This is a genomic window from Streptomyces sp. NPDC002536 (assembly GCF_053594995.1).
Genome location: NZ_JBSFWU010000088.1, coordinates 1 through 25802 on the forward strand (window position 1 = coordinate 1; position 25802 = coordinate 25802).

Annotated in this window: 26 protein-coding genes and 1 riboswitch; of the genes, 8 read left to right on the forward strand and 18 right to left on the reverse strand. The window is 72.8% G+C overall.

The window, feature by feature from the left end:
• Positions 1-386 precede the first annotated feature (386 nt).
• The 5 genes from ACWD4B_RS26625 to ACWD4B_RS26645 form a co-directional block, all read right to left on the reverse strand.
• On the reverse strand, positions 387-1073 hold the full coding sequence (locus ACWD4B_RS26625; RefSeq protein ID WP_336417067.1) for a uracil-DNA glycosylase: 687 nt from the start codon (positions 1071-1073) through the stop codon (positions 387-389).
• 77 nt (positions 1074-1150) lie between these two features.
• Complete coding sequence (locus tag ACWD4B_RS26630) at positions 1151-1924, reverse strand: SDR family oxidoreductase (RefSeq protein WP_451423134.1); 774 nt, start codon at positions 1922-1924, stop codon at positions 1151-1153.
• A 29-nt stretch (positions 1925-1953) separates the two neighbouring features.
• Positions 1954-2715 (reverse strand): 3-oxoacyl-ACP reductase FabG, encoded by a 762-nt coding sequence (gene fabG / locus ACWD4B_RS26635; protein ID WP_451423135.1) that lies wholly within the window; start codon positions 2713-2715, stop codon positions 1954-1956.
• A 156-nt stretch (positions 2716-2871) separates the two neighbouring features.
• Complete coding sequence (locus ACWD4B_RS26640) at positions 2872-3276, reverse strand: DUF3037 domain-containing protein (protein WP_390776112.1); 405 nt, start codon at positions 3274-3276, stop codon at positions 2872-2874.
• A complete protein-coding gene (locus ACWD4B_RS26645; protein ID WP_451423136.1) occupies positions 3273-4100 on the reverse strand; it encodes a HipA family kinase in 828 nt (275 codons plus the stop codon). The genes ACWD4B_RS26640 and ACWD4B_RS26645 overlap by 4 nt, the downstream gene beginning before the upstream one ends.
• Before the next feature lie 112 nt (positions 4101-4212).
• On the opposite strand from ACWD4B_RS26645, the gene ACWD4B_RS26650 reads away from it, so the two are divergent.
• Positions 4213-4731 carry a Rieske (2Fe-2S) protein gene (locus ACWD4B_RS26650; RefSeq protein WP_451423137.1) on the forward strand — a complete coding sequence of 173 codons (519 nt, stop codon included), beginning with the start codon at positions 4213-4215 and terminating at the stop codon, positions 4729-4731.
• Here the strand turns inward: ACWD4B_RS26650 and ACWD4B_RS26655 are convergent.
• Entirely contained in the window at positions 4718-5383 is a 666-nt protein-coding gene (locus tag ACWD4B_RS26655) for a cysteine hydrolase (protein ID WP_336416973.1), read from the reverse strand. The genes ACWD4B_RS26650 and ACWD4B_RS26655 overlap by 14 nt on opposite strands.
• A 122-nt stretch (positions 5384-5505) precedes the next feature.
• Between ACWD4B_RS26655 and ACWD4B_RS26660 the strand changes: the two genes are divergently transcribed.
• Positions 5506-5949 (forward strand): pyridoxamine 5'-phosphate oxidase family protein, encoded by a 444-nt coding sequence (locus ACWD4B_RS26660; protein WP_451423138.1) that lies wholly within the window; start codon positions 5506-5508, stop codon positions 5947-5949.
• 19 nt (positions 5950-5968) lie between these two features.
• Here ACWD4B_RS26660 and ACWD4B_RS26665 read toward each other — a convergent pair whose 3' ends face one another.
• Positions 5969-6877 (reverse strand): LysR substrate-binding domain-containing protein, encoded by a 909-nt coding sequence (locus ACWD4B_RS26665; RefSeq protein ID WP_451423139.1) that lies wholly within the window; start codon positions 6875-6877, stop codon positions 5969-5971.
• A 75-nt stretch (positions 6878-6952) separates the two neighbouring features.
• On the opposite strand from ACWD4B_RS26665, the gene ACWD4B_RS26670 reads away from it, so the two are divergent.
• Positions 6953-7975: a DMT family transporter gene (locus ACWD4B_RS26670; protein WP_451423157.1), complete on the forward strand. Its 1023-nt coding sequence runs from the start codon at positions 6953-6955 to the stop codon at positions 7973-7975.
• On the opposite strand, the gene ACWD4B_RS26675 is transcribed toward ACWD4B_RS26670, so the two are convergent.
• Positions 7966-9300, reverse strand: a complete 1335-nt coding sequence (locus ACWD4B_RS26675; RefSeq protein ID WP_451423140.1) for an aminotransferase class I/II-fold pyridoxal phosphate-dependent enzyme — start codon at positions 9298-9300, stop codon at positions 7966-7968. The genes ACWD4B_RS26670 and ACWD4B_RS26675 overlap by 10 nt on opposite strands.
• A gap of 35 nt (positions 9301-9335) precedes the next feature.
• On the opposite strand from ACWD4B_RS26675, the gene ACWD4B_RS26680 reads away from it, so the two are divergent.
• A complete protein-coding gene (locus tag ACWD4B_RS26680; RefSeq protein ID WP_451423141.1) occupies positions 9336-10037 on the forward strand; it encodes a pyridoxamine 5'-phosphate oxidase family protein in 702 nt (233 codons plus the stop codon).
• Positions 10038-10078: 41 nt separating this feature from the next.
• On the opposite strand, the gene ACWD4B_RS26685 is transcribed toward ACWD4B_RS26680, so the two are convergent.
• The 4 genes from ACWD4B_RS26685 to ACWD4B_RS26700 form a co-directional block, all read right to left on the reverse strand.
• Positions 10079-11032, reverse strand: coding sequence for an EamA family transporter (locus ACWD4B_RS26685; RefSeq protein WP_451423158.1), 954 nt, complete (start codon positions 11030-11032; stop codon positions 10079-10081).
• Positions 11033-11151: 119 nt separating this feature from the next.
• Complete coding sequence (locus ACWD4B_RS26690; protein WP_451423142.1) at positions 11152-11652, reverse strand: Clp protease N-terminal domain-containing protein; 501 nt, start codon at positions 11650-11652, stop codon at positions 11152-11154.
• A gap of 135 nt (positions 11653-11787) precedes the next feature.
• Entirely contained in the window at positions 11788-14079 is a 2292-nt protein-coding gene (locus ACWD4B_RS26695; protein ID WP_451423143.1) for a glycoside hydrolase family 3 N-terminal domain-containing protein, read from the reverse strand.
• Positions 14080-14214: 135 nt separating this feature from the next.
• On the reverse strand, positions 14215-14796 hold the full coding sequence (locus ACWD4B_RS26700; RefSeq protein ID WP_451423144.1) for a PadR family transcriptional regulator: 582 nt from the start codon (positions 14794-14796) through the stop codon (positions 14215-14217).
• 184 nt (positions 14797-14980) lie between these two features.
• Between ACWD4B_RS26700 and ACWD4B_RS26705 the strand changes: the two genes are divergently transcribed.
• On the forward strand, positions 14981-15796 hold the full coding sequence (locus tag ACWD4B_RS26705; RefSeq protein ID WP_451423145.1) for a PhzF family phenazine biosynthesis protein: 816 nt from the start codon (positions 14981-14983) through the stop codon (positions 15794-15796).
• Positions 15797-15818: 22 nt separating this feature from the next.
• Here the strand turns inward: ACWD4B_RS26705 and ACWD4B_RS26710 are convergent, their stop codons facing one another.
• The 3 genes from ACWD4B_RS26710 to ACWD4B_RS26720 all read right to left on the reverse strand — a co-directional run bounded on the left by ACWD4B_RS26710 (position 15819) and on the right by ACWD4B_RS26720 (position 18486).
• Positions 15819-16601 carry a CPBP family intramembrane glutamic endopeptidase gene (locus ACWD4B_RS26710; RefSeq protein ID WP_451423159.1) on the reverse strand — a complete coding sequence of 261 codons (783 nt, stop codon included), beginning with the start codon at positions 16599-16601 and terminating at the stop codon, positions 15819-15821.
• A gap of 144 nt (positions 16602-16745) precedes the next feature.
• Positions 16746-18248, reverse strand: a complete 1503-nt coding sequence (locus ACWD4B_RS26715; protein WP_451423146.1) for a glutamate--cysteine ligase — start codon at positions 18246-18248, stop codon at positions 16746-16748.
• Positions 18241-18486: a hypothetical protein gene (locus tag ACWD4B_RS26720; RefSeq protein ID WP_451423147.1), complete on the reverse strand. Its 246-nt coding sequence runs from the start codon at positions 18484-18486 to the stop codon at positions 18241-18243. Before ACWD4B_RS26720 ends, ACWD4B_RS26715 begins: the two co-directional genes overlap by 8 nt.
• A gap of 241 nt (positions 18487-18727) precedes the next feature.
• Between ACWD4B_RS26720 and ACWD4B_RS26725 the strand changes: the two genes are divergently transcribed.
• On the forward strand, positions 18728-19315 hold the full coding sequence (locus tag ACWD4B_RS26725; protein WP_451423148.1) for a hypothetical protein: 588 nt from the start codon (positions 18728-18730) through the stop codon (positions 19313-19315).
• Between the two features lie 301 nt (positions 19316-19616).
• A complete protein-coding gene (locus tag ACWD4B_RS26730) occupies positions 19617-19823 on the forward strand; it encodes a DUF5999 family protein (protein WP_190076185.1) in 207 nt (68 codons plus the stop codon).
• Positions 19824-19939: 116 nt separating this feature from the next.
• On the opposite strand, the gene gcvP is transcribed toward ACWD4B_RS26730, so the two are convergent.
• A complete protein-coding gene (gene gcvP, locus ACWD4B_RS26735; protein WP_451423149.1) occupies positions 19940-22825 on the reverse strand; it encodes an aminomethyl-transferring glycine dehydrogenase in 2886 nt (961 codons plus the stop codon).
• Positions 22826-23009: 184 nt separating this feature from the next.
• Positions 23010-23117, reverse strand: a riboswitch (glycine riboswitch).
• 122 nt (positions 23118-23239) lie between these two features.
• Here gcvP and ACWD4B_RS26740 point away from each other — a divergent pair.
• Entirely contained in the window at positions 23240-23587 is a 348-nt protein-coding gene (locus ACWD4B_RS26740; protein WP_451423150.1) for a PRC-barrel domain-containing protein, read from the forward strand.
• Here the strand turns inward: ACWD4B_RS26740 and ACWD4B_RS26745 are convergent.
• Both ACWD4B_RS26745 and ACWD4B_RS26750 read right to left on the reverse strand, forming a co-directional pair.
• A complete protein-coding gene (locus tag ACWD4B_RS26745) occupies positions 23533-24927 on the reverse strand; it encodes a DNA polymerase IV (protein ID WP_451423151.1) in 1395 nt (464 codons plus the stop codon). The two genes, ACWD4B_RS26740 and ACWD4B_RS26745, sit on opposite strands and share 55 nt — an antisense overlap.
• A gap of 67 nt (positions 24928-24994) precedes the next feature.
• Positions 24995-25636: a MerR family transcriptional regulator gene (locus ACWD4B_RS26750; RefSeq protein ID WP_451423152.1), complete on the reverse strand. Its 642-nt coding sequence runs from the start codon at positions 25634-25636 to the stop codon at positions 24995-24997.
• Positions 25637-25802 lie beyond the last annotated feature (166 nt).

A 25802-nucleotide genomic window follows, 5' to 3' on the forward strand; every position in this document is an offset into this window, starting at 1 on the left:
TGGGCCGTGAAGAGCGAGTGCAGGTCGACCCGGTCGCGGGCGGCGCCGCGCAGGTGGCGGGCGAGGTCCACGTGGGCCACCAGGTCCAGCAGCTGCGGGCTGGGCGACACCTACGGCAAGTGGCAGCAGGGCGGCGACGCCTCGCGGATCTGCCACCAGGTCTACGGCTGATCCGCGGCCGGCCGGGGCCGCTCAGGGCATGTCCGGCGGATTCTCGTGCCCTGAAGGGGCGCGGGGAACTGCGCGACCAGCCGCCGACGGCCCGCAGCCGACGCACCACCCCGGGGTTCGGGGCGGAGCCCCAGGACATTGGCTGCGGGCGCGTCGTGGCCGCTCGCGCAGTTCCCCGCGCCCCTGACGGGGCACGGGGATCCGCCGGACACGCCCTAGACCGCGAGGTCCGGGATCCGCCAGTCGATCGGCTCGTGCCCCTGCGCGGCCACGGCCTCGTTGATCTGCGTGAAGGGGCGGCTGCCGAAGAACTTCTTCGCCGACAGCGGCGAGGGGTGGGCGCCCTTGACGACGACGTGCCGCTCCTCGTCGATCAACGGGAGCTTCTTCTGGGCGTAGTTGCCCCAGAGCACGAAGACCGCCGGGTCGGGCCGGGAGGCCACGGCGCGGATGACCGCGTCGGTGAACTTCTCCCAGCCCTTGCCCTTGTGGGAGTTGGGCTCCCCGCCGCGGACCGTCAGCACCGCGTTGAGCAGCAGGACGCCCTGCTCGGCCCAGGGCAGCAGGTAGCCGTTGTCCGGCACGTCGTAGCCCAGCTCCTCGCGCATCTCCTTGTAGATGTTGCGCAGCGAGGGCGGCGTCCTGACGCCGGGCCGCACGGAGAAGGACAGGCCGTGCCCCTGCCCCGGGCCGTGGTACGGGTCCTGGCCGAGGACGAGGACCTTGACCCGGTCGTACGGGGTGGCCTCCAGGGCGGCGAAGACCTCCCCGCGCGGCGGGTACACCGGCGCCTTGGACCGCTCCTCCTCGACGAACTCGGTCAGCTCCTTGAAATAGGGCTGCTCCAGCTGCTCTCCGAGGACAGCGTGCCAGGACTCGGGCAGCACGTCGGTGACGGTCACGTCGACAACCTCCGGTGTTCGTTCCGTTCTCGAGGGAAGAACTTACCGGCGGCCACTGACAACGCGGACCCGAAGCCTCAGACTCCGGCGTTGAGGAAGAGCCCTCCGTCCACGACGAGGGTCTGCCCGGTGACCCATCCCGCGGCGTCGGACAGCAGGAACGCGGCCGCGCCGCCGATGTCCTCCGGCAGGCCCAGCCGGCCCAGCGGGTACGAGGCCGCCGCCTCCTCCTCGCGGCCCTCGTAAATGGCCGCGGCGAAGCGGGTCTTCACCACCGCCGGGGCGATCGCGTTGACCCGCACCGCGGGCGCGAACTCGTGCGCCAGCTGCAGGGTGAGGTTGACCATGGCGGCCTTGCTCATGCCGTAGGCGCCGATGAACGGGGAGGCCGCGACGCCGGCGACGGAGGCGATGTTCACGATCGCCCCGCCGTTGTCCTTCTGCCACGCCTTCCACGTCTGCTGTGCGAAGCCGAGGGCCGAGACGACATTGGTCTCGAAGACCTTGCGGGCGACGGCGAGGTCGAGGTCGGCTATCGGGCCGAAGACCGGGTTCGTCCCGGCGTTGTTGACGAGGTAGTCGACGCGGCCGTAGGCCTCCATGGCCCGTTCGACGGCCACGGCCTGGTGGGCCTCGTCATGGGCCTTGCCGGGCACGCCGATGCACCGGTCGGCTCCGAGCTTCTGCACGGCCTCGGCGAGGGTGTCCTCGTTGCGGCCGGTGATGACGACGCGGTCACCACGGGCCACGAGGGCCTCGGCGATGCCGTAGCCGATGCCCCGGCTGGCGCCGGTGACCAGGGCCACTCTGCCGGTGGGTGCGGGTTCCCGTGCGGGTTCATGTGCAGTCATAGGTACGTTCCTCCTGTCGGTTCCGGCGGTCAGTCGAGCGGCCCGCCGGCCACGTACAGGACCTGGCCGGAGACGAAGCCGGCCGCTTCGGCGGTGAAGAACGCGATGGCGTTGGCGATGTCCTCGGGCCTGCCGACCCGCTGCACCGGGATCTGCGAGGCGGCCACCGTCTGGAAGTCCTCGAAGCTCATGCCGACCCGGGCGGCGGTGGCCGCGGTCATGTCGGTGGCGATGAAGCCGGGGGCGACGGAGTTGGCGGTGATGCCGAACTTGCCGAGCTCCTTGGCCAGGGTCTTGGTGAAGCCCTGCATCCCGGCCTTGGCGGCCGCGTAGTTGGCCTGGCCGCGGTTGCCGAGGGCCGAGCTGCTGGAGAGGTTGACGATCCGGCCGAACCCGGCGTCCACCATGTGCTTCTGGCAGGCGCGCGACATCAGGAACGCGCCGCGCAGGTGCACGTTCATGACGGTGTCCCAGTCGCTGTCGCTCATCTTGAACAGCAGGTTGTCGCGGAGCACGCCCGCGTTGTTGACGAGGATCACCGGGGCGCCCAGCTCCGCGGCGACGCGGGCCACCGCGGCGTCCGCCTGTGCCGAGTCCGAGACGTCGCAGCCGACGGCGAGGGCCCGGCCGCCCGCCGCCGTGATCTTCTCCACGGTCTCCGCGCAGGCCGCCTCGTCGAGGTCGAGGACGGCGACCGCGCGGCCCTCCTCGGCCAGGCGGACGGCGGTCGCGGCGCCGATGCCCCGGGCCGCGCCCGTGACCAGGGCGACGCGCTGCTCGGTGGTGGACATGCGGGTACTCCTCACCTCGAAGGCGGCTCACCCGCCGTCCGACCGCGGCCCGACCGCCGTCCGACCACAGGTGAGCAACTGCTTAGTAGCTCGGCCGCTCAGACGCTAGAAGCCCCGTATATCCCCTGTCAACGCCTCACGGTGCTCCGACGGCCGTCACCGCACCAGCAGGTCGAGGAGGCGTTCCGGTTCGCCTTCCGGATCCGCCGTCAGCCCGGTGTGCACGGGGCCGGGCTGAACGACCGTGCTGCGCGGGGCGATCAGCCAGCGGAACCGCCGTCCGGCGTCGTCGCAGGCCGCCTGCCCGGCCCGGTCGCCGCCCGCGCAGACGCCCTCCACCGCGTGCAGCGCGGCCCGGACGCCCGCGACGTCCACGGTCGGGTCGAGCGCCCGCAGCCGGGCCTCGTCGAGGTGGACGGAGGCCTTCACGAAGGACCTCGCCTGGCAGTAGACGACGACTCCGGCGTTGATGAGCTCACCGCGCTCGACCCGCGGGACGACCCGCAGCAGCGCGTACTCGAACACCTCGCGCCCGTTGTGGCGGCCGTTGCGCGCGTTCACTTCTTTTCAGCCCTTCCGTCCAGCCTGACACGCACCCATTCCGGCGCCTGCGAGGGCTTCTCCGCGGTACGCTCGCCGAGCGTGATCCGCCCGCCGATTCCGGCGGCGCGCTCCAGCAGCACCTCGACATACGCCCGGCGCACGGCGTCCGGGCCGTCGAATCCCGGTTCCCCCTCGAGCCACTCGTCGGGCACATCGGCCGCGACCGCGGTCAGCAGCTCCTCGGTCACCCGCGGGGCCAGCTCGGCCGCCGCGCCGGCGATGTCCGGACCGAAGGAGGCCAGCACGTGGTCGGAGGCGTCGTACGCCCTGCCCGCCGCGGCCGCCGCCGTGGGCCAGTTGTGGTGCCAGATCATGGTCGCGCCGTGGTCGATGAGCCACAGCTGCCCGTGCCACACCAGCAGGTTGGGGTTGCGCCAGGAGCGGTCGACGTTGCCGACGAGCGCGTCGAACCACACCACGCGCCCGGCCTCGGCCGCGTCCGTCTCGAAGGCGAGCGGGTCGAAGCCGAGGGCGCCGGGCAGGAAGTCCATGGCGAGGTTGAGGCCGCCGCTGGCCTTGAGCAGCGCCTGCACCTCGGGATCGGGCTCGCCGCGGCCGATGACCGGGTCCAGCTCGATCGCCGCCAGCTCGGGCACGCGCAGCCCCAGACCGCGGGCCAGCTGCCCGCAGACGACCTCGGCGACGAGCGTCTTGCGGCCCTGTCCGGCGCCGGTGAACTTCATGACGTACGTCCCGAGATCGTCGGCCTCGACGATGCCGGGGAGCGAGCCACCCTCACGCAACGGCGTGACATACCGGGTGGCTGTGACTTCGGGAAGCATCGCCCCAGGTTACTCGGCCTGCACACCCGCCCCTGAACGCAACGGCTGAACGGAACGGACGGCCTGTCCGTACGACTCCTCGTACTCCTCGTCCCTCACCGAAGGAGCGATCGTGTCACTTTCCTCATCCTCGTCGTCATCGTCCTCGTCATCCGGCGCCACGAGCCGCCGCACCGTCGTCGTGTCCGCGGGGGTGGCGGGACTCGCCGCCGCGCTGGCCGCGTGCGGCGGCTCGAACAAGAAGACCCAGGAGACGCCGTCCGCACCGGCCGCGCCGCCGTCGCAGTCCTCGGCCCCGCCGAGCTCGCAGCCGGCCTCCGCGAGTGCGCCCGCATCCCCCAAGGGGAAGGCGCTCGCCAAGACCTCGGACATTCCGGAGGGCGGCGGGAAGGTCTTCAAGGACCAGAAGGTCGTGGTGACCCAGCCGGCCAAGGGCGATTTCAAGGCCTTCTCGGCCGTGTGCACCCACGAGGGGTGCACGGTCTCGACCGTGGTCGGCGGGACCATCAACTGCCCTTGTCACGGCAGCAAGTTCGCCGTCGCGGACGGCAGCGTGAAGCACGGCCCGGCGCAGTCGCCGCTGCCGGCGAAGAAGATCACCGTCAGCGGCGACTCCATCACGCTGGCCTGACCCCGGGGCCGCCCCGCCGGCTCCGCCGCCAGGTCCGCAGCACCTCCTCGGTCGTGGTGACCGTCGCGACGAGGGAGAGCGTGTGGCGGACCATCGCCGCGGTGTAGTCGGCGGGGACTCCGGCTATGGCGTCGGCGGGGACGACGGCCGTGTAACCGAGGTTGACGGCGTCGAAGACGGCGTTGGGGACGGCGATGTTGGCCGAGACGCCGGTGACGAGCAGGGTGCGGCAGCCGACGTTGCGCAACAGCGCGTCCAGGCCCGTGCCGGCCAGCGGCGAGAGCCCGTGCAGCCGCCGTACGACCAGGTCGCCGTCCCCGACCGGGACGGGATCCGCGATCCGGACGGCCGAGGTGCCGGTCAACTGCTGGACGGGCAGCCGTTCGGCGGCCCGGAAGAGACGGGCGTTGCGGCTGGCCCCGCGCCCGTCGGGGCGGCGCTCGGCGACGGCGTGCACGACCTGCACACCGGCGTTGTGTGCCCCCGCGACGAGCTTTGCGATGTTGGTCAGGGCCCCGGAGGCCCGGGCGACGGCGGCCAGTTCGGGCAGGGCGCTCTCCGGGCCGACGACGCCGCGTTGGCATTCGACGGTCAGCAGCACGGTGGCCGCCGGGTCCTGCAGGTCGCGCAGGTCGCGCTCCGGGTGTGCCATGGTGCCCCCTGATGCGGGTGGGTACGGCCTTGTGTCGTCGAGCAAGAGGCCTCATCCTGCCGGACATGACCGTCGGACAGCCACAGTCACAGTCACAGTCACAGCGGCACGGTCGCCGGATCATGATGCCGCCGGCGGAGCTGGACTCCTTCCTGACCACGCAACGCACGTGCCGCCTGGCGACGGTCGGCCCGGACGGCTCTCCGCACGTGAGCCCGCTGTGGTTCGCCTGGGACGGCGAGGCGCTGTGGCTGTACTCGCTGGTGCGCAGCCTGCGGTGGACGGCTCTGCAGGGCGGGGCGCGGGTGGCGGCGGTGGTCGACGACGGGCGGGAGTACGGCGAGTTGCGCGGTGCGGAGCTCTCGGGCCGGGCCGTCCGCGTCGGCGAGGCACCCCGCAGGGGTGATCCGTGCCCCGGACTCGACGCGGTGGAGCGGCTGTTCGCAGCCAAGTACTTCGGCCTGGGGGCGATGCCCCACGACGGCCGCCACGCGTGGGTCCGGCTGCGGCCGGACCGGATCGTCTCCTGGGACTTCCGCAGACTCCCGGGCCGACAGGGGCAGTAGGGGCGTGCCGCCAGGGCGGTCAGGCGCGGGAGACGGCTTCCCCGGCCGTCCGCAACGCCCCGACCGCCGCCCGGATCGACGGCCGCCGGTCCGCGTCGGCACGCCACACGGCATACACGTGCCGGAACATCGTGTGCCGCACCGGCACGATCCGCACCCCTTCCGGGACAGGGCCGCGCCCGAGCCGCGGCGCGACGACGACGCCGAGTCCCGCCGCGACGAGGGCGAGTTGCGTGTGGTGCTCGTCGGCCATGTGCGAGATGCGCGGCTCGATCCCCTTGCTGCGCAGCGTGGACATGAGCCAGTCGTGGCAGAACTGCCCGCGGGGCCAGGAGATCCACTCCTCCTCCGCGAGGTCCTCCAGGTCGACCGCGTCCCGCGCGGCGAGCGGATGCCCGGCGGGCACCGCCACGTCGGCGGGGTCGTCGAGGACGGGCGCCCTGGTCAGCGCCTCGTCGATCGGCAGCGGGTGGTTGTGCCACTCGAGCACGACGGCGACGTCCATGTCGCCGCGCACCACGCGGGGCAGGGACAGGTCCGGGTCCATCTCCTCCAGCCGGACGCGCAGTTGCGGCTGGCTCTCGCGCAGGCTCGCGAGCGCGGCCGGGGCCAGGCCGCGGGCCGCCGTCGGGAAGGCGCCCAGCACCAGCTCGCCCACGGCCTGGCCGCGCTGGGCCTCCAGGTCGGCCTGGGCCAGCTCCACCTGGGAGAGAATGCGCGAGGCGTGCTCGGCCAGCAGCCGCCCGGCATCGGTGAGCCGCACCCCGCGCCCCTGCTTGGCCAGCAGTTGCTGGCCCGTCTCCCGCTCCAGCTTGGCGAGCTGCTGGGAGACCGCCGAGGTGGTGACGTGCAGCCCGTCCGCGGCAGCGCTGACGGAGCCGTGGCGGGCGACGGCGTTCAGGGTCCGCAGGCGGTCCAGGTTCAACATGTAAGCGATGCTACGCGATGAACCGAAATTTTATTTGCTTGTCCTAATGGGTGGAACCCCGGCATGGTGATCACCATGAGCACCGTGGCCACCCCTGACTCTTCGCCCTCCCCGTCCTCCTCGTCCCTCTCACCCTCCTCACTCGACTCCCCCGCCCCGACTCCCCCGGCGCCGGCTCCCGCCGATCCGGGGCGTTCCGCGGTGGACTGGCGGATACGCTTCGGCGCTCTCGCCCTCATCTGGGGGTTCAGCTTCCTGTTCATGAAGCTCGGCACCGAGGGCTACGCCCCGGCGTACGTCTCCTTCGGCCGGATGTTCTTCGGCACCGCGGTGCTGCTGGCGGCGCTGGCCGTCAAGCGGCAGCGGCTTCCCCGGGCTCCCCGTACGTGGATGCATCTGGCTGTCGCCGCCCTGCTGCTCAACGCGCTCCCCTTCACGCTCTTCGCCTACTCCGAGCTGACCATCCCCTCCACACTGGCCGGCATCTGCAATGCCACCACCCCGCTGTGGGGCATGCTGCTCTCCCTGGTGGCGCTCTCCGAGGACCGGCCGACACGGCGCCGGTTCGCCGGCCTCGGCCTCGGCTTCGTCGGGGTCCTCACCGTGCTGGGAGCCTGGCAGGGCTTCTCCGGCCAGGACCCCGCGGGCACCGTGATGGCGCTGATCGCCTCCGCCTGCTACGCGATCGGCTGGATCTACGTCCGGCGCACCCTCTCCGGCACGGGCGAGTCCAACCTCTCGCTCACCGGCGGCCAACTGCTCGTCGGCACCGTCCAGCTGGCGGTCGTCGCTCCGCTCAGCAGCCCGCTGCCCACCTCCTTCCATCTCGTGCCCGTACTGGCGATCCTCGCGCTCGGCGCCCTGGGCACGGGCTTCGCGATGCTCGTGCAGTTCGGGCTGGTCGCCGAGGTCGGGCCGACGACCGCGACGCTGACCACCTACTTCATCCCGGTCGTCGCCACTGCGGCCGGTGTGGCGCTGCTGGGCGAGCGACTCACCTGGAACACCCCGGTCGGCGCGGTGATCGTGCTGGCCGGAGCGGCCCTCACGCAGAGCAGGGCCCGTACCGGGAAGGCGGCCGGGGGCCGTCAGTCGTAGCGCCGCCCCGGGGAGCCCGGCCCGGTCGCGGACGCCACGGCATCCGCGACCGCCTCCGCCTCCTCCAGCGCCATCGCCGACACGGTGAGCCGCACCCCGGGCGGGGAGGAGAGCCGGAAGCGCGCGCCGGGCGCCACGGCCCACCCGGACTGCAGCAGCCGCGCCACCGCCCCCGTCTCGTCCGGAACGGGCAGCCACACGTTCATCCCGCTGCGCCCGTGCGCGGCAATTCCCCGCTCCCGCAAGGCCGTTATCAGTGCTTCCCGGCGCTGCCCGTACGAAGCGGCGACCGCCGCCTCGTCGACCGCCCCGGAGCGCCAGAGGTGCAGCACCGCGTCCTGCAGCAGGTGACTGACCCAGCCGGGGCCCAGGCGCTGCCGCCCCCGCACCCGGTCGACGGTCACGGCATCGCCCGTGAGCACCGCTATCCGGAGGTCGGGCCCGTAGGCCTTGGCGAAGGACCGGACGAGCGCCCAGTGACGGGTGGCCCCGGCGAGAGGGAACAGGGGCAGGTCGACGATGCCGTGGCCGTGGTCGTCCTCGACGAGAAGCACGTCGGGGTGGGCGGCGAGCACCGACCGCAGCTCGCGGGCCCGCGCCTCGCTCACGGCCGCGCCCGTGGGATTCTGCGCCCGGTCGGTGACCACCAGCGCCCGCGCCCCCTGCCGCAGCGCCCGGTCCGCCTCCCCGGGCAGCGGGCCATCGTCGTCGACGGCGACGGGGACGGGCCGCAGCCCGAGCGCCGGGACGAGATCGAGCAGGCTGCCCCAGCCCGGATCCTCCACGGCGACGGCGTCCCCGGGCCTCAAGTGGGCCGCCAGCAGCCGCTCGATGGCGTCCAGCGCCCCCGAGGTGACCGCTATCGGCCCGTCCGGAAGGCCGTCCTCCGCAAAGGCCGCCCGGGCCGCCCGCTCCAGCTCTGTGTCCACGGCGTCCTCGCCGTAGAGCACGGGGCTGCGCGACGCCCTGACGGCAGCCGCCGCGAGGGCCTCGCCGAGCGGGGGCAGCAGCGCGGGGTCGGGGTTGCCCGTCGAGACGTCCCGCACGCCCTCCGGTGCCTCGACCCGGATGAGATCCCGCGGAGTGCTGGCCGGGCGGGGGCGCACCCGGCTGCCGCGCCGCCCCGCCGTCTCGATCACTCCGCGCTCGCGCAGCGTCCGGTAGGCGGCGGCCACCGTGTTGGGATTGACGCCGAGCTCGACGGCCAACTCCCGCATGGGCGGGAGCAGTTCGCCCGGCGCGAGTCGGCCCGCCCCGACAGCGCGCTCCACGCTCGCGGAAATCTCCACTGCGCGACGACCTTCGATCCGATACTCTCCTAGCACAAACACGAGTATGCACTAGTGCAATGGAGATCGCAATGGCTTCTTCCACGGTCGCCGGGCCGGCCACCCGGCCCGCGTCGCACGAGCCGTACGAGCGGACCGAGCGCACCACGCCCTCGCGCTACCGCGACCGCACCTCCTACGACCGGGAGTCGGTCCACGCGATCCTCGATGCGGGGTACATCTGCCATCTCGGTTTCGTGCGCGACGGCGCCCCCGTCGTGCTGCCCACGCTCTACGGCCGGATCGGCGAGCGCCTCTACGTCCACGGCTCGACCGGGTCCCGGCCGCTGCACGCCGCCGGCCGGGCCGAGGACCCCGGGATGCCGGTGTGCGTGACCGTGACGCACCTCGACGGGATCGTCCTGGCGCGCTCCGCCTTCCACCACAGCCTCAACTACCGCTCGGTCGTGGTGCACGGCACGGCCCGGCGGGTCACCGACGAGGCCGAGCTGACCGCCGCTCTCAACGCACTGGTGGACCAGGTCGTGCCGGGCCGGGCCGCGGACTCGCGGCCGCCGACGGCCAAGGAGCTCGCTGCGACGGCCGTGCTGCGGATCGATCTTGCGGAGGTCTCGGCCAAGGTGCGGAACGCCGGGCCCGGCGACGATCCCGAGGACCTCGCGCTCCCCCACTGGAGCGGAGTGGTGCCGGTCTCCACGCATTACGGCACGCCGATACCCGCGGAGGACCTGGCCCCCGGGATCCCGGTGCCGGAGTACCTGCCCGGACGCTGAGCAAGAGCTGCGGGTGGAGGTGGAGGTAGGGGTGGAGGCGGCTATCCGTTCGAAACCCCCATCCCGTGACTCTGCGCGTCCGGCGCCGTCCGCCCTCCCCCTGCCACCGGCCCCGGGGACGCCCGCCTCGGGGCTGCGGTCTGCGCGATGAACGCCCCCGTCAGCACCAGGACGCCGCCCACGATCTGCGGGGCGGCCAGGTGCTCGTCCAGCAGCAGCCACGCCAGCACCGTCGCGACCACCGCCTCCAGATAGGCCACGACCCCGGCCACCTGCGGAGAGAGCCGGCGCACGGAGAGGACGCCGGTGAAGTAGGCGACGACGGTCGCCAGGAGCACCAGCCAGGCGACCAGCAGCACGCACGGCACCCGCCTCCCGCCGAGATCCGCGGGGCCCGAGAGAATCGCCCAGTCCATGTCCCAGGGGTGCGCCACGACCGTCAACAGCACGGCGCCGACGAGCAGTCCGAACGCGATGACGCCGACCGGATCGGCGGCATCGGCGCCGGAGCCGCCGTGGTCGGCCAGGAGGAAGTAGCCGACCATGCAGCAGGCCGCGCCCCCTGCCGCCAGCAGGCCGGCCGCATCGAAGCGCAGCCCGGACCACACTTCGACGACGCAGCTCAGCCCGCCGACCGCGAGGACGACTCCCGCCACCGCGCCCCGGCTCACCGGCCTGCGCCCCACGAACCGCATCCAGCACAGCAGCAGCGGCGGACCGAGGTACTCGACAAGGACGGCCACCCCGACGGGTATCCGGGACAGCGCGGCGAAGTAGCAGACCTGGACGCCCGCGACGCCCAGCAGCCCGAAGCCGGCGAGCAGGGCAGGGCGGCGTCGCGCCAGGGAGCGGTGGCGCCAGGCGACGGGCAGGACGAGCAGCGCGGCGCCCGCCACCCGTATCCACACCACCTGGAGCGGTCCCAGCCCCGCCTCGATCAGCGGTTTGGCCGCAACTCCCGACCCTCCGAAGGCACATGCGGACACCAGGGCCATCACCAGACCCGTACTTCTGCCACGAGACGCGCGCACCGCCGCATCATGGCAGCAGTGGGCGGGCGAGCGACAGGGGTGTCATCCCCATTGCTCATGGCGGGTGTTGGCAGTGTTGGGTGCTACTCACACCCCAGCCGCGCCCCCAGCCGGTCGGTGTCCACGCCGGCCCGGTGCAGCACGTCGACGGCCCGGCAGCCGGGGTCGCGTACGAGAGCCGCCAGCAGGTCGGTCCCCTCCACCTGTGCGGCGCCCCGCGCGCGGGCCCGGTCGTGCGCTCTGCGCAGCGCGGCCGCCGCGGCCGGCGACCAGCCGGACATTCCGCCGGCGGGCAGGGCGCCGGACTCCTCCACGGTGCCGCTCCACCGCAGCCCGTAACCGATGGTGCGCTGGACGAGATAGCCGAGCAGCCGGGCGACCTGCGCCGGTCCTCCGTCGAAGGCGAGCCGTGCCGCGGGGTCGGACTCGAGGAGCGTGTGCAGCAGATGCGCGGTGTCGGTCTGCCGGTCGCCGTCCCGTGCGGCCCGTCTGCGGGCACCCGCAACCGCCGAGGCCAGTTCCGCGCTCAGCGGTCGCTCGCACGTGGCCCGGGGGCGTCGGGTGTCAGGTGTACGGCTTTGCACCCTCCCACCCCATCAGTCCCGCGCCGTCCGGTCATCCCCGAGGGGGAGCATTCGCGCATCCGACGACAGTTGGGGACGGATACCCCGGACCTCATACTTGAGGAGGAGACGTGCGCCGCCGGAGCAGGTGACGTTCTACGTGACGTCCACGCTCACCGTGCGGCCTCCGGCCGTGAACGCGTACGCGCCCCGCTCGACGCGCGGCGGTCCGGAACCGTCGATGTCGCCCGGGGTCACCGCCAGCGTGGCGGCCGGGACGGCGAGCCGTACGGTGGCCCGTTCCCCCGCCCTCAGGTGCACTCTGGCGAAGGCGGCAAGCCTGCGCGGCGGGGCGAGCACGTCGCTCACCGGACGGGACACGTACACGGGGACGACCAAGTCGCCTTCGCGTGCACCGGTGTTGCTCACCTGCACGCTCACCCGCACCGGCGCGCCCGCCGGTACCGAGGCCGCGTCGGCGCCGATGCCGTCGAAGGCGAAACGTGTGTAGGACAGTCCGTCACCGAAGTCGTAGGCCACGTCGTGCCCGGACTCGGCGCCCGAGTTCGTCCCGGGCAGCTGCTGGTAGTACAGCGGGTCGTTGCCGGTCCTCCTGGGCCAGGACACCGGCAGCCGCCCGGCCGGGTTCACCCGGCCGAACAGCACGTCGGCGACCGCGTGCCCGCCCTCGGTGCCGGGCAGCCAGGACATCAGCAGGCCCTCGGTGCCGTCGGCGTCGCCCAGCGTCAGCGGCCGCCCGGCGATCACCACGACGACGACCGGTCTGCCGCTCGCCCTGAGGGACTTCACCAATGCCTGCTGATCCGGCGAAAGTTCGGGGCGCGGGCTGTCGGCTCCGCCCTCGGCCCCCGCCCTCTCGCCGACCACGACGACGGCCGCATCGGCCGTGCGGGCCTGCGCCGCGGCGTCGGCGTCGTCCTCGGCGTGCACGATCTGCGTCCCGGCGGGTGCGGCTTCCTCGATGCCCCGGAGCACCGTGGTGCCGGGCAGCTTCACCCCGGCGGGCACCCGCTGCCAGCCGACGGTCCAGCCGCCCGCCTGGTCGTCGATGTCGTCCGCATAGGGACCGGCGACGACGATCCTGCGGACCGCGGGGCCGAACGGCAGGACGTCCTTCTCGTTCCGGAGCAGCACCTGCGAGGCGGCGGCAGCGCGCCGGGCCGTCTCCCTGCCGGTGCCGAGAACTTCGGTGTTTGCGCGCGAGACGTCGACAAAAGGATGCTCGAACAGACCGAGCTCGAATTTGAGCCGGAGCACGCGTCCGGCCGCTTCGTCGATGCGCGCCCGGGAGACCAGACCGTTCTGTACTGCCGTGCGCAGTGCGTCACTGAACTCGCGTGCTTCGTACGGCTCCATCGCCATGTCGACGCCTGCACCGACGGCGAGTGCGACGGCATGGGGGTAGTCCGCGGCCACCTTGTACTGGTCCCGGAGGGCCCGGACGTCCTGCCAGTCCGAGACGGTCACACCGGTGAATCCCCACTGCTGCCGGAGCACAGTGGTGAGCAGGTAGCGGGAGGCGGTGGCCGGTACGCCGTTGACCGCACCGGAGTTGACCATCACGGTCCTCGCACCCGCCCCGACCGCGGTGCGGTAGGGCGGCAGCAGCGTGTCGTGGAGCGTGCGCAGGGAGACGTCGGCGGGGACCCGGTCGTGACCGTTGGCAGGCACGGAGTAGCCGCCGAAGTGCTTGACGGTGGCTGCGATCCGTTTGGCGCCCCGGGCACCCTGGAGTCCCTGCACGCTCGCGGCGGCGAGCGTGCCGGCGAGGAGGGGGTCCTCGCCGTAGGTCTCGTAGTACCTCCCCCAGCGCCGGTCGCGGGCCACGTCGGCGACCGGGGCGAAGTCCCAGTCGATGCCCGTCGCGGCGACGGCACGGGCGGTCGCCGCGGCGGAGTCGCGGACGAGCCCCGGGTCCCAGGCCGCCGCGAGGCCGAGCTGGTGGGGGAAGACGGTGGCGCCGAGGACGTTGTTGTGTCCGTGGACCGCGTCGATGCCGTAGAGGACGGGCACGTGCAGCCGACTGCGGTCCACTGCGTACCGTTGGACGGCATCGACCATGCGGGCCCAGTCCGCAGGGGTGTTGACCGGCGGCCCCATCCCGCCGCCCGAGAGCACCGATCCGACCGCGCAGTCCTGCAGCACGGTCTTCATGCAGCTCTCCGTCAACTCCCCTCCGCCGCCCCGGCAGTCGCCCTGCAGACGGTCCACGGCGATCTGCTGCAGCTGGCCGATCTTCTCGTCGAGCGTCATCCGGTGCAGCAGGTCCCGTACGCGGTCGTCCGTGGCCGCGCGGGCGTTGCGGTAGAGCGGTTCGGGTGCGCCGGTCGCTGCCGGTACGAGGGTGACGGACGCGGCGCAGAGGGCGACGGCCGCCAGGGGGACGGCGAGGTGTCTCCGGCGTCTGCAGCGGATGCGCAAGGCCATGGCGGGCGCTCCGTTTCTGTCGGATGCGGTTGCCGGAGTCTGGCCGCGTGCCGCCGCCCGGTCAACGGGACACGGCGAGAGGGTGCCCCCGCGGCGGTCCGCGGGGGCACCCTCATCCGTTCGCCGCCCGGGCCCTCAGCCTTCGTCGGCGAGGATCAGGTAGAGCTTCTTGCGTGCGTCGTTGATGACGGTCATGGCCTTCTGCCGCTGATCGGCACTGCCCGTCCGCCAGACCTGGCCGAAGGCCTCCATCAGCCCGTAACCGGCCTGCCGGATCTCCTTCATCGTCTCCCAGTCGACGCCGCGCCCGGCCTCTTCCCAGGGCGCCTGGGACCCCGCGTCCGCCTCGGTGCGGCCCTGCTCGGTGAGCGTGAACAGCTTCTTGCCGCCCTCGCTCTCACTGACGATCAGGCCCTCGTCCTCCAGCAGCTGGAGCGTGGGGTAGACCGAGCCGGGGCTCGGCTTCCAGGTGCCCCCGCTGCGCTCGGCGATCTCCTGGATCATCTCGTAGCCGTGCATGGGCCGGTCCTTGAGCAGCGCCAGGATCGACGCACGGACGTCCCCGCGCCGCGCCCTGCCGCCCGGTCCGCCCCGCCCCCGGCCGCCGAACGGCGGGCCCCCGAAGGGCGGTCCGAACGGCCCGAAGGCACGCCGTCCGCCGAAGTCCCCCCGCCCCTGATGGCCGGGCCCCCCGTGCTCGTAATGGTGAGAACGCATCCTTGCACTTCCTTCCATCGATGATCTGTCGCGATGTTCTCGCGATACCTCGACGATATATCGGAACCGATCGCATGGCAACACCCTTCCCGCACGCCGGCACCCGGAGGGCGCCCCGCAAACGGGTCCAGATTTCGCGGATTGGCCTTGGCCTGCGGCCTTGTCGGCCTTCTACGCTCCGGCCATGCGGATGCGAATCGTCGACGCCTTCACCGACCGCCCCTTCGCCGGCAACCCGGCCGGGGTCCTGCTCTTCGACACGGGGACCTTCCCCGACGACACCCGGCTCCAGCAGATCGCCGCCGAGGTCAACCACCCCGAGACCGCCTTCGCCCACCGCCTCCCCGACGGCGGCGGGGCCGACTGGGCGCTGCGCTGGTTCACCCCCGTCGCCGAGGTCGACATGTGCGGCCACGCCACACTCGCCACGGCACATGTCCTGCACACCACCGGCGCCGCCACCGGCACGGTCCGCTTCGCGGCCCGCTGCGGCATCCTGGCCGCCACCGCCCACGAGGACGGCTCGATCACCCTGGACTTCCCGACCTCACGCCTCACCCCGGTCCCCGTCCCCGACGGCGTGGCCGCCGCCCTCGGCGCCGAGCCGGCCGGCGTCCACGACACCAGCGAGCACATCGGGGACCTGCTGGTCGAGCTGCCCGACGAGAAGTCCGTCCGCGCCCTGGCCCCCGACTTCCGGGCGCTCGGCCGGCACTCGCGCCGCGGCATCATCGCCACCGCCCGGGCCGAGGACCCGTCGCGCGGCTACGACTACGTCTCGCGTTGCTTCTTCCCCAACGTCGGCGTCGACGAGGACCACGTCACCGGCAGCGCACACACCGCACTGGCCCCCTTCTGGTCCGCCCGCCTGGGCCTCGACGAGCTGACGGGCCTGCAGGCCTCCCGCCGCACCGGCCTCGTACGCACCACGCTGCGCGGCGAGCGGACGCTGCTGACCGGCACCGCCGTCACCACCGTCGAGGGCGACCTGCTGGTCTGAACTCCCACCGCGGAGGGGCGGGTCAGGGGTGGGGCAGCCAGCCCACCTTGCCGACGAGCAGCGCGTACCCGACGAAGGCCACCGTGTCGATCAGCGCGTGCGCGGCGACCAGCGGCCCGACCCGCCCCCACCGCCGGTAGAGCAGGACGAAGAGCACGCCCATCACCATGTTCCCGACCATCCCGCCGATCCCCTGGTACAGGTGGTACGAGCCGCGCAGCACCGCGCTCGCCGCCAGCGCGGCGGCCGGCGTCCAGCCCAACTGCCCCAGCCTGCGCAGCAGATAGCCGACGACCACGACCTCCTCGAGCACCGCGTTCTGCACGGCCGAGGCGATCAGCACCGGGATCTTCCACCACACGTGCGGCAGCGCCTCGGGCACCACGGTCAGGTTGACCCCCGCAGCCCGGGTGGCCAGGTAGAACAGCAGCCCCGTCCCGCCGACGACGGCCGCGACGGCCGCACCGCGCCCCAGGTCGGACGCCGGACGGCGGCGGTCGAAGCCGACGGCACGCAGGCCGTCCACGCCCTCGCGCTGCAGCAGGTGGGCCACCAGGAGGACGGGCACGAGGGCGGTGGCGATGCCGAAGACCTGCCACGTCAGGTCGAGCCAGGGGCGGCCGGGGGCGTGCGAGGCGTTGAGAGTGGCGGCCTGGTTCGCGAGCGCGCCGGGGCGGGTGACGGAACCCACGAAACTGATCACGGCCGAGACCCCGCTGGCCCCCAGCGACAGGGCCAGGACCAGCAGCATCTCGGTACGCAGTGTCCGCCGCCCCGGCACCCCGGCCGGCGCCGGGCCGGACAGGGCCTCCGGCCGGCCGCCCGCGCCGTCCCTCGCGTCCTGCCGCACATCCGCCTCCGCCGTCAGCTGCTCACCACGATCGTCACAGCTTGCCGGACACGCGGGGGCCCGTACGACAGGGGGTGCTCCGTGTCCGTACCGGCGGGGTCAGTCCCCGGCCCCCGCGGGCCAGGTGTGGACGGGCTCGCCGGTCCGCATCAGTTCGCAGTAGCGGCGCGTGGTGACGGCGAGGGCCTCCTCGCGGTCCAGCCCGCGCTCCCGGGCCCGGTGGTAGGCCGCCGCCTGCCAGGAGGCGCCGTTCACGCGGCGCCGGCAACGCTCCTCGATGACACCGAGGTAGCGGTCGCGGTCGGCGGGCTCGACGCCCCAGGCGTCCAGCCCGGCCGCGGCCAGCGGCAGCAGTTCGTCGAGGACCAGGCGGACGGCCGGGACACGGGCGAGCGTGCCGGTGCGGCCCGCCCGCGGCCAGCGCAGCGCGGAGTCGATGCCGTGCCGGCAGGCCACGTCGAAGTTGTCGCCGGCGACGGCGAACGGCAGCCGGGACCACACCGGCCGCGGCTCCTCGGCCAGTCCCCTGACCACCCCGTAGTAGAAGGCCGCGTTGGCGATGACGTCGGTGACGGTGGGGCCCGCGGGCAGCACCCGGTTCTCCACGCGGAGGTGGGGGACGCCGTCGGCGACCCCGTAGACGGGCCGGTTCCAGCGGTAGACCGTGCCGTTGTGCAGGGAGAGCTCCGAGAGCCGGGGCACCCCGCCCTCGTCCAGCACCCGCAGCGGGTCCTCGTCGTCGGAGATGGGCAGCAGCGGGGGGAAGAAGCGCAGGTTCTCCTCGAAGAGTTCGAAGGCGTCGCCGATCCAGCGCTCGCCGAACCAGGTGCGCGGCCGCACGCCCTGGGCCTGGAGCTCGGGCGGGCGGGTGTCGGTGGACTGGACGAACAGCGGCGGCCGCGACTCGCGCCACAGCTCCCGGCCGAAGAGGAAGGGGGAGTTGGCGCCGACGGCGATCTGTGCGGCGGCGACGGCCTGCGCCGCGTTCCACACCGCGGCGAACCGGCCGGGAGTCACCTGCAGGTGCAACTGCACGGAGGTGCAGGCGGCTTCGGTGACGATCGACCCGGCCGTGCAGGTGAGCCGCTCGATTCCGTCGATGTCGATGGTGAAGTACTCGCCGCGGGCGGCCAGGATCTGCTCGTTGAGCAGGGAGTACCGGTCGGCCGCGGAAAGATTGGCGGAGACCGCGTGCCGGCGGGTGAGAGTCGGAAGAATACCGATCATCACGATTCCGGAATCGAGCTCCATGGCCCTGCGGTCGGCATAGGCGAGGCCGGTGCGCAGCTCCTCGGCAAGCTGATCGAGAACCCGGCCGGACAGCCGGTGCGGCACAATATTCACTTCCAGGTTGAACTGTCCGAGTTCGGTCTGGAAATCCCGGCTCGCGATCCGCTCGAGCACCTCGGCATTCATCATGCTCGGCATGCCGTCGGAGCCCGCGAGATTCAGCTCGATCTCCAGCCCCATGAGATTCCGGGGCCGGTCAAACCGCTTCTCCTCCAGCAGTCTCGCCAACGCTTCCAGGCACTGTCGGAGCTTGTCCCGGTGGCGCTGCGGGTCGGCGGGGCCGAACCCCTCGGCCGCGACCTTCTCACCCATTCAAGCGTCCCTCCTCAAACGGGTCGCCCGCGGCGGCGCCGCCCTTGTCACGGTCGATGATGCCCAGCGGGACGATCGATAACGCCTCGCCGGAGCCGGATACCCGATAGGCTCTGCACCATGCGCACTCCGGCACATTCCGTCGGCATACGGGTGGTCGGCAGTTGCCCGGCAATGCGCTGGTGATAAACACCGACGAGATCCGGCCGACCACCGTCCGGGAAAAGCCCGAGGCCATGGGTGCGATATTGCGGCATAATCACCGAAACCACCCCGAAAAGAGGCCCTGATTTCCTCTTGCCGGAAATGCTGCGGACAGCTAGCCGAAACACTGCGTGAACACGTGTCGTATAAACTCCGGGGTGAGGCAGAGAGCAGGCGCCCCGGAAGCCGGTCCGGCCCCCCTCTGACCCCTTCTGACAGCGTCGTCGCACCTGCCCAGCACCCCCGCGTGTCTCCCGAAGCGAGAGGCGACCCCCATGCCGCTGCACGTCCCCCCTGCCCCCGCACCCGCCCTCCGCAGTGTCCGCGCGGCCCTCGGTTCCCCGACCGCCGTCCGTGCGGCACGCACCCCGTCGCTGAAGGCCGCACAGACGGCCCTCACCCCCGAACTGCCGCTGCCCGTCCACGTGCTGGAGCCGGTCGCGCCCCGCGGCGGGGCGCCCCGGTCCCGGCTGACGGGCTGGCGCTTCCTGATCCGGGGCGGCGGACGGGCGATCGCCGCGGCCGAGACCATGCTCACCCCGGACGGCTGGGCGTTCTCCCACTTCTTCGAGGGCCCCTACCTCGCCTCCACCGAACTGGCCCTGCACCAGGCGGAGGAGCTGACGTCGCCCTACCAGCCGAGGCTGCTGTCCGTTCCGGGGCTCTACATGCTCACCCTCTGGCTGCACGGCGACATCACGGCCGAGGCCTCGTCGGGCGTGCTCGCCCCGGGCGACCTGCTGGTGCCCCTCGCCCCCGCCCCGCCCGGCATCGCCGCCCACCGCCCGCACTGCGTCGCCGATCTGCTGCCCGTGCTCACCCTGCGGCTCACGCCGGCCCCGCTGCTGAAGACCTCCGCCTGACCGGCGCACCCGCCGCAGAAGTGCCCCGCGGGCCCACGGGCCACGGGGCACTGCGCCGTGCTCCCCCGACCGGGCTAGCCCACCGCGGCCATCGCGAACCCCCCGAAGGGACCGCCGTGTTGGCCGCAACCCCCCGCACGGGTGATGCGTCCTCACCCTGTGAGGAGCACCACAGGGAAATGCCTGCGGAATTCCGCTCACAGGGCAACACTGGGATCGACCGACGAATGCAACGGGGGGCGGCATGACCACCGCATCGAGCCGCAGGACAGTCACGACACCACAGCGAAAGATCCCTGCCATGTGCCAGCACCAGCCCACGTGCCCGTCAGCCGACTCCGCCGACCGGGAGGCCGCCCAGCTCGTGGCGCACTTCCCGGAACAGGGCTGGAGCCTGCTGTGCAACGGCGTCCTCTGCTTCGAGGACACCGGTGAGCTGCTGCCGGACGGGCAGATCATCGCCCCGCACCGGCCGCTCGGCGCCGACCACGTGGTGACGGCTGCCTAGCGCAGCACTACCCATCGCACCTGCACATGACACCCGGAAACACATAAGGGGCCGGCCCGGCGAAGATCGCCGAACCGGCCCCGACGCGCATCAGCCGCGCCGCACCGCCGTGTTGCTCAGCCCTCGTAGGCGTCGAGCGGCGGGCAGGAGCAGACGAGGTTGCGGTCGCCGTACGCACCGTCCACGCGGCGCACCGGCGGCCAGTACTTGTCGGCCGCCGTCACCCCGGCGGGGAAGGCCGCCTCCTCGCGGGTGTACGGGTGCTCCCAGGCACCGGTGACCGAGGCCGCGGTGTGCGGGGCGTTGCGCAGCGGGTTGTCGTCCTTGTCCCACTCGCCCGAGCCGACCTTCTCGATCTCGGCACGGATCTCGATCATGGCGTCGCAGAACCGGTCCAGCTCGACGAGGTCCTCGCTCTCCGTCGGCTCGATCATCAGCGTGCCGGCCACCGGGAAGGACATGGTCGGCGCGTGGAAGCCGTAGTCGATCAGGCGCTTGGCCACGTCGTCGACGCTCACGCCGGTCGCCTTGGTCAGCGGGCGCAGGTCCACGATGCACTCGTGCGCGACCAGGCCGGCCGGGCCGGTGTAGAGCACGGGGTAGTGCGGCTCCAGGCGCTTGGCGATGTAGTTGGCGCCCAGCACGGCCACCTGCGTGGCGCGCTTGAGGCCCTCGGCGCCCATCAGCCGTACGTATGCCCAGGAGATCGGCAGGATGCCGGCGGAGCCCCAGGGCGCGGCCGAGATCGGTCCGACGCCGGTGGCCGGACCGGCGGCCGGCTGCAGCGGGTGGTTGGGCAGGTAGGGGGCGAGGTGGGCGCGGACGGCCACCGGGCCGACGCCCGGACCGCCGCCGCCGTGCGGGATGCAGAAGGTCTTGTGCAGGTTCAGGTGCGAGACGTCGCCGCCGAACTCGCCCGGCCGGGCCAGGCCCACCAGGGCGTTGAGGTTCGCCCCGTCCACGTACACCTGGCCGCCGGCCTCGTGCACGGCCGCGCAGATATCCGCGACGTGCTCCTCGAAGACGCCGTGCGTGGACGGGTAGGTGATCATCAGCACGGCCAGCTCGGCGCGGTACTGCTCGATCTTGGCGCGCAGGTCCTGGACGTCGACCTCGCCGTCGTCGGCGGTCTTCACCACGACGACCTTCATGCCCGCCATCACCGCGCTGGCCGCGTTGGTGCCGTGCGCGGAGGAGGGGATGAGGCAGACGGTGCGCTGCGCGTCGCCGTTGGCGCGGTGGTAGGCGCGGACGGCCAGCAGGCCCGCGAGTTCGCCCTGGGAGCCCGCGTTGGGCTGGAGGGACACCTTGGCGTAGCCGGTGACCTCGGCGAGCCGCTCCTCGAGCTCGGTGATGAGCGTGAGGTAGCCCTCGGCCTGCTCGGCGGGCACGAAGGGGTGCAGCGCGCCGAACTCGGGCCAGGTGACCGGTTCCATCTCGGTGGTGGCGTTGAGCTTCATCGTGCACGAGCCGAGCGGGATCATGCCCCGGTCCAGGGCGTAGTCGCGGTCGGCGAGGCGGCGCAGGTAGCGCAGCATCGCCGTCTCGGAGCGGTGCTGGTGGAAGACCGGGTGCGTGAGGTACTCGTCGGTGCGCAGCAGGCTCTCGGGGAGGGTGTCCGCGGTGGCCGCGTCCAGCGCCTCGATGTCGGCCTCCACGCCGAACGCGGCCCACACGGAGGCCAGACGGTCCCGCGTGGTGGTCTCGTCGCAGGCGATGCCGACGTGGTCGGCGTCCGTCAGGCGCAGGTTGACGCCGCGCTCGCGGGCGGCGCCGACGACCTCGGCGGCGCGGCCGGGGACGCGCACGGTCAGGGTGTCGAAGTACGCGCCGTGCACGACCTCGACGCCCGCGGCCCGCAGGCCCTCGGCGAGGAGGACGGCGTAGCGGTGGGTGCGGCGCGCGATGGCGGCCAGGCCCTCGGGCCCGTGGTAGACCGCGTACATGCCGGCCATGACGGCCAGGAGCACCTGGGCGGTGCAGATGTTGCTGGTGGCCTTCTCGCGGCGGATGTGCTGCTCGCGGGTCTGCAGGGCCAGGCGGTAGGCCTTGTTGCCGTCGGCGTCGACGGAGACGCCGACCAGGCGGCCGGGGAGGCTGCGGGCGAACTTCTCGCGGACGGCCATGTATCCGGCGTGCGGGCCGCCGAAGCCCATGGGCACGCCGAAGCGCTGGGTGGTGCCGACGGCGATGTCGGCGCCGAGCTCGCCGGGCGGGGTGAGCAGGGTCAGGGCGAGCAGGTCGGCCGCGACGGTGACGACGGCGCCGAGCCCGTGGGCCTGCTCGATGACGGGGCGCAGATCGCGCACGGCACCGGAGGCGCCCGGGTACTGCAGCAGCACGCCGAAGACGCCGCGGCCGGCGATCTCCTCGGGGATGCCCGCCGACAGGTCCGCGACGACGACCTCGACGCCGGTCGGCTCGGCACGGGTCTCGATCACCGCGACGGTCTGCGGCAGGGCGTCCGCGTCGACGAGGAAGACCCCGTCCTTGACCTTGCCCATGCGCCGGGACAGCGCCATGGCCTCGGCCGCCGCGGTGCCCTCGTCGAGCAGGGAGGCGCCGGAGGTGGGCAGACCGGTCAGCTCGGCCACGACGGTCTGGAAGTTGAGCAGGGCCTCCAGCCGGCCCTGGGAGATCTCCGGCTGGTACGGCGTGTAGGCCGTGTACCAGGCGGGGTTCTCCATGACGTTGCGCAGGATCACCGGCGGGGTGAACGTGCCGTGGTAGCCGAGGCCGATCATGGGGGCGAGCACCTGGTTGCGGCTCGCGAGCGAGCGCAACTCGGCGAGGACCTCGGGCTCGGTGCGGGCGGCCGGGAGGCCCAGCGCCCCGGCGCTCTTGATCACTTCCGGGACGGCGGCGGCGGTGAGCTCGTCGAGGGAGCCGAAGCCGACCTGGGCGAGCATCTTGGCCCGCGCCCCGGGGTCGGGCCCTATGTGACGGTCCTCGAAGGGAGTGCCGCGCTCCAGGTCGGAGAGGGAGATGCGGTGGGCGGTCATCTGCGGAGGCCTCCTGGTCATTGCGACCTGCGAGGGGTACCACGGCGCGGGTACCCGGACGGCCTCCCCCTCTGTCATCGCAACCTGAGAGCTTCACCGGGCGGTGCAGTACCCGGCTTTCACCGTCGGTGAGGAAGGGCTCGGAGTACTGCCGGACCGGACCCGCCCTGCTTTCCAGAGTGGCCTCGTCCGTGCGGTACGGGGTGCCTGAGAGATTCCGGGGAGGATTTGCTCCTTCGGCGCCTCCGGGACCGCCCCTGGGGGCATCGGAGGACTCTCCCGCACAGGGTCTGCGGCCACTGGCCAGCCTACCAGCGAGAATTTGCCGACGGGAGCGCCCAAGTGGCCACTTCCCGCTTTGTGGCTTTTGGTTGGTGGCAGGTGCGCCAGGCGGGAGGAAACAGGAGGAAGGCCGTGCAGACGGACGTCGACCCCCGGAGCCTGATCGGCCGCAAGGCCTTCGACCGTGACGGCATGCGGATCGGCACGGTGGACGAGGTGTACCTCGACGACGCGACCGGCGAGCCGGAGTGGGCCGCCGTGCGCACCGGGCTGTTCAGCCGCGACGCCCTGGTGCCGCTGCAGCCGAGCCGGGCCGACGGCGAGGGGCTGCACGTCCCCTACGCGCGGGCCCTGATCAGGAGCGCCCCGGACATCGGCGCCGGCCGCCACCTCTCCCCCGAGCAGGAACTGCGGCTCTACCGGCACTACGGGCTCGCCATCCCCCCGGACGACGGTGCCTCCGGCGATTCCGGCGGCTGATCCTCCGCGGGCCGGACGAGCGGCAGCGGATCGGCGTGCTCCAGCGCCGGGTCGTCGACGGCGAACGTCCGCACCCTGCCGGGCCCTTCGGACCAGGGCTCCTCGAAGCGGACCGTGACCCGGCCGACGCCGCTGCCCTGGACCCAGCCGGCCCCGAACTCCGCGTGCCGCACGTCCAGCCCCGGCAGCCACTGGCGGGGCCGTGCCGCCTCCTCCGCGGCCTCCTCCTGCTCCCGCTCCGGCGCCTCCTCGCCCTCGGCCGTGCCGCCGGCCGCCTGGGCGAAGAGGTCCTCCTGGGTGTAGTCCGCGAGCCCGGAGACACCGACCCCCAGCAGCCGCACCCCGGCCGTGGTGTCCACCCCGTCCAGCAGCCGGGCGGCCGCCTCCCGCACGACCACGGGGTCGTCCGTCGGCCCGCGCAGCGTCTCCGAGCGCGTGAGGGTCGAGAAGTCGTAGCGCCGCACCTTGATGACCACAGTGCGCCCGCTGCGCCCGGCGCCGCGCAGCCGCCGCACGCAGCGGTCGGCGAGGCGGGCGAGCTCCAGCTGCACCCGGGTGCGATCGGTGAGGTCCTCGGCGAAGGTGTCCTCCACGGACACCGACTTGGCGTCCCGCTCCGCGACGACGGGCCGCTCGTCACCCCCGGTGGCCAGCACGTACAGCCCGCTGCCGTGGGCCTTGCCCAGCAGCCTCACCAGCTCGTCCTCACCGGCCTCGGCGATCTCGGCCACGGTGGTGATCCCGGCACGGCGCAACGTTTCGGCAGTGGCGGGGCCGACGCCCGGAATGACGCGCACCGACATCGGACCCAGGATCTCCTGCTCGGTGCCGGGCTCTATGCACACCAGGCCGTCGGGCTTCGCCTGCTCGGAGGCGATCTTCGCCATCATCTTGGACCCGGCGAGCCCCACCGACCCGCTGAGCCCCGTGGCCGCCCTGATGTCACGGCGCAGCCGCTCGCCCACGGCCCGCGCGGCGGCCGAGGAGGGCTCCACCCCACCCGCCTCCAGGTCCACGAAGGCCTCGTCCAGACTCAGCGGCTCCACCAGTGGCGACAGCTCGCCCAGCAGGCCCATGACCACCTCGCTGACCTGCCGGTACAGGGTGAACCGCGGGGTGAGGTAGGCGGCGTTCGGGCAGAGCCTGCGGGCCTGGGCCGTCGCCATCGCCGAGTGGACCCCGAAGACCCGTGCCTCGTACGAGGCCGTGGCCACCACCCCGCGGGGGCCGATGCCGCCGACCACCACGGGCTTCCCGCGCAGACTGGGCTTGGCCGCCTGCTCCGCCGAGGCGTAGAAGGCGTCCATGTCCAGGTGCAGGATCGTCGGCGCTCGTCTCACAGCACGATGCTGCCGCACCCCACTGACAATCGCGCCGGCCCGTGGCGGAGCCCGGCCGGGCGGCCGGTCAGCCGGCCCGGTTGCGGCGGCGTGCCAGCTCGTCGGCGGGGTTGTGGCCCGCGAGCGTCTCGCCGGTGTCCACGCGCTCTCCGTGCAGCTTCGCGAGCGCGCTCTCCACGTCGCGCCAGACGACGCCCACGGCGATCCCGAAGACGCCCTGGCCGCCCTGGAGAAGGTCGACGACCTCGTCGGGCGAGGTGCACTCGTACACCGTGGCGCCGTCGCTCATCAGCGTCATCTGCGCCAGGTCGTCCATCCCGCGCGTGCGCAGGTGCTGGACGGCGGTGCGGATGTTCTGCAGGGACACCCCGGTGTCCAGGAGCCGTTTGACGATCTTCAGGACGACGACGTCCCGGAAGCTGTAGAGCCGCTGGCTGCCCGACCCGTAGGCGGGCCGCACGCTGGGCTCGACGAGCCCGGTGCGCGCCCAGTAGTCGAGCTGCCGATAGGTGATGCCGGCGGCGGCGCACGCCGTCGGCCCCCGGTAGCCGATGTTCTCCGTGCCGCCCGAGGGCACCGAGCCGTCCGAATCCCGCCCCCGCGGAGTGGTGACCGCCATTGCGGCGGGATGACGGGGCACCGGTTCGACCGTTCCCCCGCGCAGCGGATACGGACTGCCGACCGCTGTACCGTCGCCCGTGCTTCTCACGCCGACCTCCGTCCTTGACCTGCCTTCTCGACGGTAGGCAGTCGCTCGGGGTGCGTCAACGATCGCCACACTCGGCACGCCGAGTGATAATCACCCTGAGAGTGGTTTTACGTGTCCGTGTAGCGGGAAGAGCTACTCGAATGCGCCGCGTCGACCCGGCGCGCAC